The sequence below is a fragment of the Dietzia sp. Alg238-R159 genome (assembly GCF_900537145.1).
Lineage (GTDB): Bacteria > Actinomycetota > Actinomycetes > Mycobacteriales > Mycobacteriaceae > Dietzia > Dietzia kunjamensis.
This window is the reverse complement of sequence record NZ_UNRI01000010.1, coordinates 17,481-29,144: the sequence shown is the minus strand read 5'-3', so window position 1 is coordinate 29,144 and position 11,664 is coordinate 17,481. Positions and strand designations below refer to the sequence as shown.

General features: G+C 69.3%; 11 protein-coding genes. 5 read left to right on the top strand and 6 right to left on the bottom strand.

The features are described 5' to 3' along the window. The first annotated feature begins 94 nt into the window (after positions 1-94). The 3 genes from G6R20_RS16390 to G6R20_RS16380 are packed head-to-tail and all read left to right on the top strand — an operon-like array spanning position 95 to position 1,766. Positions 95-700, top strand: coding sequence for a hypothetical protein (locus G6R20_RS16390; RefSeq protein ID WP_163377024.1), 606 nt, complete (start codon positions 95-97; stop codon positions 698-700). 13 nt (positions 701-713) lie between these two features. Further along, on the top strand, positions 714-1,283 hold the full coding sequence (locus G6R20_RS16385) for a dihydrofolate reductase family protein (protein ID WP_163377069.1): 570 nt from the start codon (positions 714-716) through the stop codon (positions 1,281-1,283). Between the two features lie 57 nt (positions 1,284-1,340). After that, the gene (locus G6R20_RS16380) at positions 1,341-1,766 is read left to right on the top strand and encodes an organic hydroperoxide resistance protein (protein WP_067716123.1); all 426 of its coding nucleotides are present in this window, start codon (positions 1,341-1,343) and stop codon (positions 1,764-1,766) included. Between the two features lie 49 nt (positions 1,767-1,815). On the opposite strand, the gene G6R20_RS16375 is transcribed toward G6R20_RS16380, so the two are convergent. Beyond that, positions 1,816-2,286, bottom strand: coding sequence for a hypothetical protein (locus G6R20_RS16375; RefSeq protein WP_163377023.1), 471 nt, complete (start codon positions 2,284-2,286; stop codon positions 1,816-1,818). 276 nt (positions 2,287-2,562) lie between these two features. Between G6R20_RS16375 and G6R20_RS16370 the strand changes: the two genes are divergently transcribed. Beyond that, positions 2,563-3,096, top strand: coding sequence for a cupin domain-containing protein (locus G6R20_RS16370; protein WP_163377022.1), 534 nt, complete (start codon positions 2,563-2,565; stop codon positions 3,094-3,096). Between the two features lie 34 nt (positions 3,097-3,130). Here G6R20_RS16370 and G6R20_RS16365 read toward each other — a convergent pair whose 3' ends face one another. The 5 genes from G6R20_RS16365 to G6R20_RS16345 all read right to left on the bottom strand — a co-directional run bounded on the left by G6R20_RS16365 (position 3,131) and on the right by G6R20_RS16345 (position 9,500). Next, on the bottom strand, positions 3,131-3,886 hold the full coding sequence (locus G6R20_RS16365) for an SDR family oxidoreductase (RefSeq protein WP_163377021.1): 756 nt from the start codon (positions 3,884-3,886) through the stop codon (positions 3,131-3,133). Positions 3,887-3,926: 40 nt separating this feature from the next. Then, positions 3,927-4,793, bottom strand: coding sequence for an enoyl-CoA hydratase-related protein (locus G6R20_RS16360; RefSeq protein WP_163377020.1), 867 nt, complete (start codon positions 4,791-4,793; stop codon positions 3,927-3,929). 224 nt (positions 4,794-5,017) lie between these two features. After that, positions 5,018-7,828, bottom strand: coding sequence for an aconitate hydratase (locus tag G6R20_RS16355; RefSeq protein WP_163377019.1), 2,811 nt, complete (start codon positions 7,826-7,828; stop codon positions 5,018-5,020). Positions 7,829-8,012: 184 nt separating this feature from the next. Next, on the bottom strand, positions 8,013-9,065 hold the full coding sequence (locus G6R20_RS16350; protein ID WP_163377018.1) for a TerC family protein: 1,053 nt from the start codon (positions 9,063-9,065) through the stop codon (positions 8,013-8,015). A 231-nt stretch (positions 9,066-9,296) separates the two neighbouring features. Then, positions 9,297-9,500 carry a hypothetical protein gene (locus G6R20_RS16345; protein WP_067716139.1) on the bottom strand — a complete coding sequence of 68 codons (204 nt, stop codon included), beginning with the start codon at positions 9,498-9,500 and terminating at the stop codon, positions 9,297-9,299. Positions 9,501-9,832: 332 nt separating this feature from the next. Between G6R20_RS16345 and G6R20_RS19060 the strand changes: the two genes are divergently transcribed. Continuing rightward, on the top strand, positions 9,833-11,650 hold the full coding sequence (locus tag G6R20_RS19060; RefSeq protein WP_163377017.1) for an HNH endonuclease signature motif containing protein: 1,818 nt from the start codon (positions 9,833-9,835) through the stop codon (positions 11,648-11,650). Positions 11,651-11,664: the final 14 nt, after the last annotated feature.

Sequence of the window (11,664 nt, the reverse complement as noted above, 5' to 3'; positions counted from 1 at the left end):
CCCTCGCTGCGGGCGACCCCGCGGCCTAGAATTCGCTGGAGAAGGCGAGGTGCCCGCGATGACTCTTCAAAACCGGACGACGTCACGGAGATCCGTGTCCGAGGACACCGCGGAGCGTGCCCTGCGGGATCTCGACGACCGACACTTCACCGAGGTCATGCTGCGGGAATTGAGGCGGCGCAGGACGTTCGCCAGGGTGGCCGACCAGGTCGACGGAGCCCTCCGGGCAGCGCGCTTCCCGATAGGGGATCCGTTCCGGCCGCCCGCCGACCCCGCCGCTGCCGCCCGTCGGGCGATGATCGCCTCCGCAGTGCACAGCGCCGTGCTGCAGGTACCCCACGCCTGCTCCACCGAGGCATGCGAGATCCTCATCGAGCGGGGCGTGGTCCCCGGCTCCACACCCGCAGATGCGCTGCGGACCTTCGCGAGGGACGGCCGGCTCATCGTGCTCCGCGGCGACCGACGCTGGGTCTACCCGCGGTTCCAGCTCGACCACTTCGACCCGCGCGACCCGGACAACATCGTCGCCATGATCAACCGGATGCTCGACGCCGGCCACTACCCCGAGGCCGCCACCGCGTGGTGGACAGCGCCGGCCGACTCGCTGCCGGACCGCCGCTCACCCACGGGGTTGCTCGGACAGGACCACGCCACCCTGCGGCAGCTCGCAGCGGGGTACGCGGCCGCGGCGGGACTCTGAGGACGGTGACGTGATGGGCGTCGTCGCGTGGGGCTTCACCTGTTCGATCGATGGGTTCATCGCCGGGCCGGGGCACGACATGAGCTGGATGGAGGCCGCCGAGCCGCTCGCCGAGGGCACCGTCGAGCGCATGGCCGCCGACGTCGCGGTGATCATCGCCGGCCGGGACGGGTACGACGCCGCCCGCGCCCAGCGTGACGAGCGAGACGATCTCACCAGCGAGGCGTACGGAGGGGCGTGGTCCGGAACCGAGTTCATCCTCACCCACCGGCCCGAGGAACTGGCGGACGACCCGAGTGTGGTGGCTCTGGACTGCCACATCACCGAGGTGATCAGCCGAGCGCAGGAGATCGCCGGGGACCGGAACATCCAGATCATCAGCGCCGACATCGCCCGGCAGGCACTCGAGCACGACCTCATCGACGAACTGCAGGTGTTCGTGGCGCCGGTGTTCCTGGGCGACGGGATCCGCATTTTCGACGTGCCCGGAGGCAGGCGGATCGACTGGGAACTCGTGGAGATCTACTCCGACAGCCCCCGCAGCTTCGGCCGGGTATACCGACCCGCAGGGAGAGCCGAGTAGCCGCCGGGGGCGTACGTTGGGCCACACCTACACGCCCCCAACCGAGGAGATCCCTGAATGTCCGATGCGCTCTACACCGTCGAAGCCCTCTCCACCGGCGGAGGCCGGGACGGGCACGTCGCCACCGCCGACAAGGCCGTGGACCTGGAGATGGCTCCGCCGAAGGAACTCGGCGGCTCGGGCGAGGGCAACAATCCCGAGCAGCTGTTCGCCGCCGGGTTCGCCGCCTGCTTCCACTCCGCCCTGCAGAGCGCGGCGCGGGCGGAGAAGGTCACGATCGACGGCTCGTCCGTGGGCGCGCGGGTGTCACTGGTGCGCTCGGGCGAGGAGAGCATCGACATCGCCGTGGACCTCGAGGTCATCATCCCCGGCGTCGAGGCCGAGAAGGCCGACGAACTCGCGAAGCTGGCCCACGAGCTGTGCCCGTACTCCCGGGCCACGCGGGGCAACATCGAGGTGACCGTCTCGGTCGGCGAGGACTGAGGCCCGGCCCCGTCAGTGGGCCGCTCGGGGCGTGGGCTAGGTGAACGGGCTACGAGAGCGTGCGATCCGTCAGCCACCAGGTCACGGCGCGGTTCACCGGCTCGCGCGTGGACCCGTCGCCCAGGCGGGGCACGTCGAACCACACCCGTAGGGGCGGCCCACCGATCGCGGGCACGTCCACGAACTCCAGCGAACGCTGCCTCGAGTCGAAGTCCCACCTGTTGATGGTCGAACACGAGATGACCGGCACGAAACCCGTCGCACAGATCACCTCGGCGCGCGGCTCGAGCGGGGTCAGGACCCTCGTCCCCGGGATCGCCGGGTTCCAGAACGCCGGGTCCTCCGGCCCGAGCACGTCGCTGACGACCTGCGGCATCCCGCGGGGCACCGGAGGCGCCGCGGCGGGCAGTCCCGCGGCGTCCGGATCGGCGGCAGCAGTGGCGGTGCCGAGCGCGCTCACCGCGCCGATCAGGGCGACCGCGAGGCCGAGACTCCGACACGCGAAGTGGGGCAGGGGCACGGCAACTCCTGGGTCGGTGAGAGTGAGAACCCACGCTAGCAGCGGGGTCGCGCGACCGGTTCGGCCTTCCACGAGCCGGCGGCGGTTCGCTGAGGGGCTGACTTCGTCGTCGTCGTCGTTCAGGCCGTCGCCTACAGGCCGTCGCGATCGACGCCCGCTCGGCCCCGACCTCGGTAGAAGAACGATGATGGCCGAACTCGGGGCCCGTTCGCTGATAGCGTTTGTTCAGCTGACCGAATCCCCCTTCGGTCCGAGCAGACTCAGGGATCAGCAGGTATGCCCCACAGACTGACCAGATCGTCCATCTCGATACTCACCGGTGTCTGCGTCCTCGCCACGGCCGCGTGCAGTCCCGACGACCCGACGGCGGAGACGCCCGAGGTGAGGACCGTGAACCCGACCGAGCCGCTCCCGCCCGCCTCGACGATCGCGGGGTCGCAGCCCTTCCTGGCCGTCGACATCGTGCAGGGCCGGCAGTCCCGCCCCGTCGACCTCCAGGTGGACGGGGGCGACGACGGCGTATCGGTGACCTTCCGCGAGATCACGATCGAGCCGGGGGCGAGCACCGGCGAACACTGCCACCACGGATCTCTGATCGCGGTCGTCAAGCAGGGCGAACTCACGCACTACTCCGATGGCCACCCCGGCGGCTCCCGCATCTACCGCGTCGGGGACTCGAACATCGAGGAAGCGGGCTCGATCTATGAAAGCCGGAATCACGGTACGGAGGACGTGGTCCTGATGGCGACCTACGTGACCCCGGTCGGACAGGAACTCCTGGAGACGGATCTGACGAAGTGTGAGGCGTGAGCGGCCTGCTCGTCGGCTGAGGGGTCAGCGGGGGTCAGCGGGGGAGCTGCCCGTCGTCGATCTTGATGACGGTCCCGGTGACCGCCTCCGACGCGTCGGACACCAGGTAGAGCAGCGTCGAATCGATCTGCTCGGGCTGGCCGAGGCGCTGACGGGGGAGCCCGGGCGCGATGTCGCCCACGCGGGCGAGCATGCCGTCGGTCATCTCCGAGGCGAAGACCCCCGGGGCGATCGCATTGACGTTGATGAACCTGCGCGACCACTCCACGGCCAGGGCCTCCGTCATCCGACTGACCGCGGCCTTGGTGGTGGAGTAGAGCGCTGCTCCGTTGCCGTCGTACTGGTAGGCGCTCATCGACGTGATGTTGACGATCCGCCCCGGCACCCCGGCCTCGATCAGGCGGCGCGCCACACCGGTCGCCATGAGCCACGGGCCGCGGACATTGGTGTCCAGCACGGCGTCGACCAGCTCCAACGACATCTTGTGCGCACGCTGCGCGTCCGGGATGCCGGCGTTGTTGACGAGGATCTGCGGGAGGCCGATCTGCTCGGTGACTCCGGTGAGGCAGTCCTCGATCGAGGCGGGATCGGTGACGTCGAGCCGGACGCCGTGTGCCTTGCCCCCGCTCCGGCCGATGGACTCGACGACCTCCCGGATCCGCTCGGCCCGCCGCCCGGTGACGACCACAGTCGCGCCCGCGCCTGCGAGTACGTGCGCGAACCTGGCACCGAGTCCGGCCGTCGATCCGGTGACGATCGCGACGCGACCCGTGAGGTCGTCAGCAGTCATGGTGGGGTCCTATCGGTTGTGGGCCCGAGAGCGGCCGGGGTCAGGAGAAGAGGTCGGGCAGGCCGTCGGACACGCGGTCCGGGAACTCCGGCTGCTCTTTGGCGAGGAACGCGGTGACGCCGGCGCGCACATCGGCGGACTTACCACGGGTGTAGATGCCGATCGACTCGGCGCGGTGGGCGACCTCCGGACCGGGCGCGCCGAGCATGCGCCACAGCAGCTGGCGGGTCAGTGCGGCCGACACCGGCGACGTGCCCCGCGTCATCTCGCGCGCGACCTCGAAGGCGCGCGGGAGAACCTCATCGGCGGGCAGCACCTCGCTCACCAGCCCTTTCTCCAAGGCCTCGGCGGCGAGGATCGTTTTGCCGCCCACAGCCCATTCGATCGCGGTGGAGATCCCCACGATGCGGGGTAGGAACCACGTCGAGCACGCCTCCGGGACCAGGCCTCGGCGCGTGAACACGAACCCGAACTTGGCGGTGTCCGCGGCGATGCGTACGTCCGTCGGCAGGGTCATGGTCACCCCGACCCCCGCGGCCGACCCGTTGATCGCCGAGATGACCGGCTTGGTCATGCGGAAGATGCGCAGCGCGACCTGACCGCCGGTGTCCGGCGGGGCCCCGCCGGTGTCGACATCGGGATCAGCCGCGAACGCGTCGCCCCCGCCCGAGATATCGGCCCCCGCGCAGAACGCCCGGCCCGTGCCGGTGAGGACCACAGCACGCACATCGTCGTCCGCATCGCAGTTGTCCAACGCGGTGATGATGTCCGTCAGGTTCTCGTAGGTCGCCGCGTTGAGCCTGGCCGGGCGGTTGAGTCGGATCACGGCGATCTCGCCGTGGCGATCGAGGATGACCTCGGGCTGGTCGGGCGGGTTCTCGGAAGCCTGATCCGGCGAGGGCTGCACGATGTCGGACGTTACCTGCGCCGAGCAGCGGCGCTGGCCGGATCGACCACATCTTGTCGCGGGCGGCGTGGGCCGGTTCGGCTCTCTCCGCAACTGCGGGTCGTCGGCGGTCGCCCACCTCGTCGTCGTCGTTGTCGTTGTCGTCGAGACTTCCGGTGCCGGGGCGGCCCCAACGCTCTTCGCGACGGTGGGCTGGGTCGCGGGGCGTGGGGTGGGGCGTGGGATCAGAGCATCTGCCGGAGCATGTACGGCAGGATGCCGCCGTGCTCGTAGTACGCCTCCTCCGCCGGGGTGTCGATGCGGACCTTCGCCGTGAACTCGACTGCCGAGTCGCCCTCGCCGGCCCGGACCGTCACCTCCTCCGGAACGCTGTCCCGGCCCTCGAGCCCGGTGATGGAGAACAACTCGTCGCCCTTGAGGCCGAGACTCTCGGCGGACTCGCCCTCGGGGAACTGCAGGGGCAGGACGCCCATCCCGATGAGGTTCGAGCGGTGGATCCGCTCGTACGACTGCGCGATCACCGCCCGTACCCCCAGCAGGGACGTACCCTTGGCCGCCCAGTCCCGCGACGACCCGGACCCGTACTCGGCCCCGGCGATCACCACCAACGGCACGCCCTCCTCGGCGTAGCGGTTCGAGGCGTCATAGATGCTGGTCTGCTCACCGCTGGGGAAATGGGTGGTGACCCCGCCCTCGGTGCCGGGCGCCAACAGATTCCGCAGCCGGACGTTGGCGAACGTGCCACGGATCATCACCTCGTGATTGCCGCGCCTCGACCCGTACGAATTGAAGTCCGCCGGCTCGACCCCCTGCTGCTGCAGGTACTCGCCCGCGGGCGAACTGGGCTTGATCGCCCCGGCCGGTGAGATGTGGTCCGTGGTCACAGAATCGCCCAGCAGCGCCAGGACGCGGGCGTCGGTGATGTCCCGCATCGGCTCGGGCTCGACCGCCATTCCGTCGAAGTACGGCGGCCGGCGGATGTAGGTGGAGTCCTCGATCCAGTCGAACTTGTCACCCCCCGGCACGTCCATGCCGCGCCAGTTGTCGTCCCCGTCGAAGACGTCGGCGTAGCCCTTGGTGAACATGTCTGCCTCGAGATTGGCGTCCACGACCTCCTTGATCTCCGCCGAGCTGGGCCACACATCACGGAGGTAGACCGGCTCGCCATCAGAGCCCGTTCCGAGCGGGTCCTCAAGAAGGTTCTTGCGCATCGTCCCGGCCAGCGCATAGGCGATGACCAGCGGCGGGGACGCCAGGAAGTTCATCTTGACCTCGGGGTGGATGCGGCCCTCGAAGTTGCGGTTGCCCGACAGGACCGCGGCGACGTTGAGGTCCTTGTCATTGACCGCCTTGCTCACCGCCGGGGTCAGCGGCCCGGAGTTGCCGATACACGTCGTGCAGCCGTAGCCGACCAGATCGAACCCGAGCTCCTCCAGGTACGGGGTGAGGCCGGACCGGTCGTAGTAGTCGGTGACGACCCGAGACCCGGGGGCCAACGTCGTCTTGACCCACGGCTTGGGCTTCAGACCACGCTCCACGGCCTTCTTGGCCAGCAGCGCCGCTCCGATCATCACCGAGGGGTTGGACGTGTTGGTGCACGAGGTGATCGCCGCGATGACCACGTCCGCGTGGTCGAAGATCACCGGCGACTCGTCGCCGTCGATCATGATCTCCGCCGGATCGCTCGGCCACCCGAGCTCGGCGTTGGCGGTCAGCTGCTCCTCGGAGTAGTGGCGGGGAGGCTCGTTCTTCGCCGTAGTGGAACCGGGGGAGACCGGGTCGCTGGCGGGGAAGGAGTCCGCCGAGGCGTCATCCAGACTCCCGTCGTCCTTCTCCGACCGGTTCTTCTCCTCGTCGAGATTGCCCAGCACCACGGCCGGCGCATCGCCCAGCGCGATGCGGTCCTGCGGCCGCTTGGGCCCGGCGATCGACGGGACCACCGTCCCCAGGTCCAGCTCGATGACCTCGCTGTACTCGGCCGGGTTGTCCGGGTCGTGCCACAGGCCCTGCTCCTTGGCGTAGACCTCGACCAGCTCGATCTGCTGTTCCGACCGACCCGTCAGCCGCAGGTAGTCCAGCGTCTCGTCGTCTACCGGGAAGATGGCGCACGTCGAGCCGAACTCGGGGCTCATGTTGCCCAGTGTCGCCCGGTTGGCCAGCGGGACCGCCGCGACGCCCGGGCCGAAGAACTCCACGAACTTGCCCACCACGCCGGTCTGGCGCAGCAGCTCCGCGACGGTGAGGACGAGATCGGTGGCCGTGGTGCCCTCCCGCAACTCGCCGGTCAGCTTGAGCCCGATGACCTGCGGGATCAGCATGCTCATCGGCTGGCCGAGCAACGCGGCCTCCGCCTCGATGCCGCCGACGCCCCAGCCCAGCACGCCGAGACCGTTGACCATCGGCGTGTGGGAGTCGGTACCGACGAGCGTGTCCGGGTAGGCCTGGGTCATACCGTCGGTCCCCTCGCGCGTGAAGACGACCCGGGACAGGTATTCGAGGTTGACCTGGTGGCAGATGCCGGTGTTCGGCGGGACCACCACGAAGTCGGCGAACGACTCCTGCGCCCACCGGAGCAGCTGGTAGCGCTCCTGGTTGCGGCCGAACTCCAGCTCGGCATTGACCTCGAACGCATCCGGGCGGCCGAATACGTCCGCGATGATCGAGTGGTCGATCACGAGCTCGCCGGGGATGAGCGGATTGATCTTCTTGGGGTCGCCGCCGAGGTCGGTGATGGCATCGCGCATCGCGACCAGATCCACCACGCACGGCACCCCGGTGAAGTCCTGCATCAGCACCCGGGCGGGCGTGTACTGGATCTCCCGCTCCGGCGGGGACTGGGGAGTCCACTCCCGCAGTGCCTCGACCTGCTCGGCCGTCACCACTCGGCCGTCCTCGTTGCGCAGGAGATTCTCCAGCAGGACCTTGAGGCTGTAGGGGAGCGGGACCGCGGTGGAGACCTGATCGAGTCGGTAGACCTCGTAGTCCACGCCCCCGACTGCCAGCGAATCCCTCGAACCGAAACTGTTGACACTCATGACCGGCCCTTTCGTAGAGGTGCCGGTGCGGCCCGTGCTAGTGACGAGGATCACCGGCGTTGTTGCCGACCCTACTCCCGAAAACCGGAAGTCATAAGGCGTCACGCGTACCCGGGCTGGGGCTCGAGAGGGTCCCGCGCACCCGCTTGTCGCGGGGTGTGCGCGGGACGCTCTTCGGCAACGGTCAGCGTGGTGTCGCGGCGGGGGAGTCCTCTGACACGCCGCGCGTCCGCCCGCGACGGAACAGCGGCTCGAGCTGCGCGTCCTCCTCGGCGGTGGCGATGCGGAACGGAGGCTCGGCCGGTGTCGGCGGGCTCTGGCGCTCGTGACCACGCGTGGCCCGCAGGCTCGCCACGACCGACACGGTGAGGATGGTCGCGATCACGGCCAGCGAGATGGGGGTCGGAATGTAGAAGACGTCGATCTTGAGCAGCATCTTCGCGCCGACCCACATCAGCACCAGTGCCAGCCCGATCTTGAGGTAGACGAACCGGTGGACCAGATCCGCCAGCAGGAAGTACATCGCGCGCAGGCCCAGGATCGCGAACGCGTTGGCCGTGAAGACCAGGAACACCTCGTCGGTGACCGCGAAGATGGCGGGAATGGAGTCGACGGCGAAGACCACATCGGTCGTCTCGACCAGCACCAGCACAGCCAACAGGGGAGTGGCCATGATCAGCCCGCCCTTACGGACCAGCAGCCGCTGACCGTGGAACGTGTCCGTCATGGGCACCAGCCGGCGGAAGGCCGCGAGAATGCGGGACTGGTCCGGGTTGAGGTGCTCGTCGCGCTGGCGGATCATGCGAAAGCCCGTGTACAGCAGGAATGCGGCGAAAATGTACAGGATCCAGGAGAAGTTCTGGATGAGCAGCGCGCCGCCGGCGATGAAGATGCCGCGGAATACCAGCGCGCCCAGGACGCCGAGGAACAGGACCCGGTGCTGGAACTGGGCGGGCACCGCGAAGTGGGCGAAGATGATCGCCCAGACGAAGACATTGTCCACTGCCAGGGACTTCTCTATGAGATACCCGGCGAAGTACTGCTGGCCTAAGTCCGCGCCCCAGACCGCCCAGACGATCGCGCCGAAGCCGACGCCGAGGGCGATCCAGACGGCAGACCACACCGCGGCTTCCCTGACGCCGATGACATGTGCTTTGCGGTGGGCGACGAGGTCTATGGCCAGCATCACGACGATGAAGGCGATGACCGCGAGCCAGAGCCAGAGAGGGGTGTGCATTATCGGGGACCTTTCGATCAGTGGGTGATCGAAGGTCTCTCCCGGCCTGGTCGGCCCGCGCCGCCGGGCCCGAGGGCCGGAATGACGACGACGCGTGTGAGGGATACTCCCCTTCTGGTGCTGCAAGGTTAGCGGCACCGGCAGGGCGGCGCAACGGCGGATTCGTCACCTTGGCTGCACCCCTTGCCGGTTCGGCACGCTCCGCGCCCGGCTCAGGCGCGGAGCGCAGGGTCAGGCGACCTCGTCGTCGTCACCCACCGCTTCGCCGTCGCCGTCGTCGGCGGGGAGCTCGATGGCCTGCTCGGCAACGTCGGCCGGATTTGCCTCGCGGAAGGGGTCCTCGACGGTCACCTCGGGCTCGTACTCCTCGGGTGCGGTGACTGAATCCGGGCCCGGGGTGTACTCGTCCGGGTCGATACGGTCCTCGGCGATCATCTCGTCCTCCTCCTGGCGCAGGGGCGTGTGCCTCCACCTCTAGCAGCCTCCCGCGGGCGGCGCCAGGGGCGGCGGCAACGAAAGATCGTCTCGCTGGCATCGTCCCGGGTCGTGAGGCTGTTGTGGTCGATGCTCCGAGGGGTGACCGGCAGCATGGAGGCAGCCTATTGCGACGAGTCCACCCTGCTGGCTGGGTTCTTCTGCGCCAGTCGAGAGGGATGGGCCCCGGGTGGCGAAGTGTAGTGATTCGACCCTTGCGTGTTCGAATGGGTGTGCGTAGTATAGAACACAGATTCGATACCAGGTAGCCAGGCGGTCAGGGGGTGGAGCACATGGGCGGAAACGCAGACACCGCGGCCGGTGGCCCGTCCCCGTCCGGCGACTCCTCCCCCTTTGTCTCGCCCTCCGCGCCCACTGCAATGTCGGAACTGCGGGCGGCGGCGCGGGAGGGGTGGATGGGCGAGAATCGTGCGGCGGCGCGCCGGTTCGTGGCCTGTTACGAGTTGTTTGTCGAATGCCAGCGTCGGGAGGAGTCCGGGGCGGGCGGCGGTGAGTGTCGGCCCGGTCATGCGGTGCTCGATCCGATCGATGTCGCGGCCGGGTATGTGGTGTCGGCGATGGCGATCTCGACGGGCCGGGCCGAACGGATGATCACCTTCGCCCTCGATCTGCACCTGCGGTATCCGGCGATCCTCTCCGCGATGGCGCAGGGGCGGCTGGATCTGCAGGCTGCGAATATACTGGCCTCGCAGATGGCCACCGTCCACGTCGATGTGCTCGAGGCGGTGCAGCGGCAGGTCGTCGAGGAGTATCTCGCCGCGATCGAGGGCGGGGTGCGCATGGGCGAGAAAGCCATCCGCGGCAACGTCGATGCGATCATCGCCCGCTACGACGCCAACGGCATCCGCTTGCGCCGTCAGGAAGCGGCCCGCACCCGCGGGGTGCGGTTCCACAAGGGCGTCGACGGCATGTCCAGTGTCTCGGCGATCCTGGCCACCGAGGAAGCCGCCGTCCTGGCCGAGGCCCTCGACCAACGCGTGAAAGACCACAAGTACGCCGACGCCCAAGCCGCCGCCAACATCCAAGCCGACACCGCCGACCCCGACACCGACACCGGCACCGGCGGCTCTGGCGAGGTCGAGGATTACTCGATCGCCGAGCGTCGCGCCGACGCCCTGATGTCCCTGGTGTGCGGCGATCCCGGCCTAGCCGGCACCCCCGCCCGCCCCGGCCGTCCCGGCGCGCCGGGTGCCGGGGTGGCGTTGCGGCCGAAGGTCACCGTCATCGCCACCGGCAACACCGCCCGCGACGCCGGCGGCGCCCGAGTGGAGTTCACCCGCACCGGCCAGGCCGCCCTGCAGGCCCTGCTCGACATGCTCGCCACCAGCGACGGAGCCACCTTCGAACCCATCGACCCGCGCATCGGCGCCGCCGATGACGCCCGCACCGCCCTTAAATACCGGCCCAGCGCCCAGTTGGCCCGCCGGATCCGGCTGCGCGATGGCACCTGTCGCCACCCCGGCTGTGCGATCCCGGCCGAGGCCTGTGATCTGGACCATGTGGTGCCGTTCGATCACGCCGACCCCCAGCGGGGCGGGCACACCATCGAGGSMAACCTCGCCGCAATGTGCCGGCGCCATCACCGGTTCAAGACCTTCTCSGACTGGATCTACGACCTRCAGCCCGACGGCACCCTGCTGGTGCGCACCCCGGACGGYTCGACCATGCTCACCCGACCCTCCGGCCCACTGGCCGAGTACCGGCGTGAACAGGCCCGCGCCGAGACCGAGGCGTGGACCCGGCAGCAACGCCGCAGCCCCGGGCCCACCGGTGACGAGMAGGCCGACGCGGAGCCGACGTTCTGGTCGCGCCGCGCCGCGCGCCACCGCACCGAACGCCGCAACGCCGAACGCGCCCGCACCTTTGACCCCGCCCCACCCGCCTCCGGCACCGGGACGGGCGCCTCCAGCTCCAGCACCGGCGCGGCCACCGACACCACGCCCGAGAAAGCCACCCCCGCCAGCGCCACCCCCGAGAGCGCCAGCCGCTGGTGGGCCCGCAACAAACCCCACCACAGCGACATCGAAAAAGGCATCCGCGCCCTACTCCACGAACGCCTCGACGAACTCATCGACCCACCACCGTTCTGACCTGACCGCGCAGT

Coding starts and splice junctions, on each gene's coding strand:
- G6R20_RS16365 (WP_163377021.1), bottom strand. CDS start 3,886: ATGACTGCTGACGACCTCACGGGTCGCGTCGCGATCGTCACCGGATCG.
- G6R20_RS16380 (WP_067716123.1), top strand. CDS start 1,341: ATGTCCGATGCGCTCTACACCGTCGAAGCCCTCTCCACCGGCGGAGGC.
- G6R20_RS16370 (WP_163377022.1), top strand. CDS start 2,563: ATGCCCCACAGACTGACCAGATCGTCCATCTCGATACTCACCGGTGTC.
- G6R20_RS16350 (WP_163377018.1), bottom strand. CDS start 9,065: ATGCACACCCCTCTCTGGCTCTGGCTCGCGGTCATCGCCTTCATCGTC.
- G6R20_RS16355 (WP_163377019.1), bottom strand. CDS start 7,828: ATGAGTGTCAACAGTTTCGGTTCGAGGGATTCGCTGGCAGTCGGGGGC.
- G6R20_RS16345 (WP_067716139.1), bottom strand. CDS start 9,500: ATGATCGCCGAGGACCGTATCGACCCGGACGAGTACACCCCGGGCCCG.
- G6R20_RS16385 (WP_163377069.1), top strand. CDS start 714: ATGGGCGTCGTCGCGTGGGGCTTCACCTGTTCGATCGATGGGTTCATC.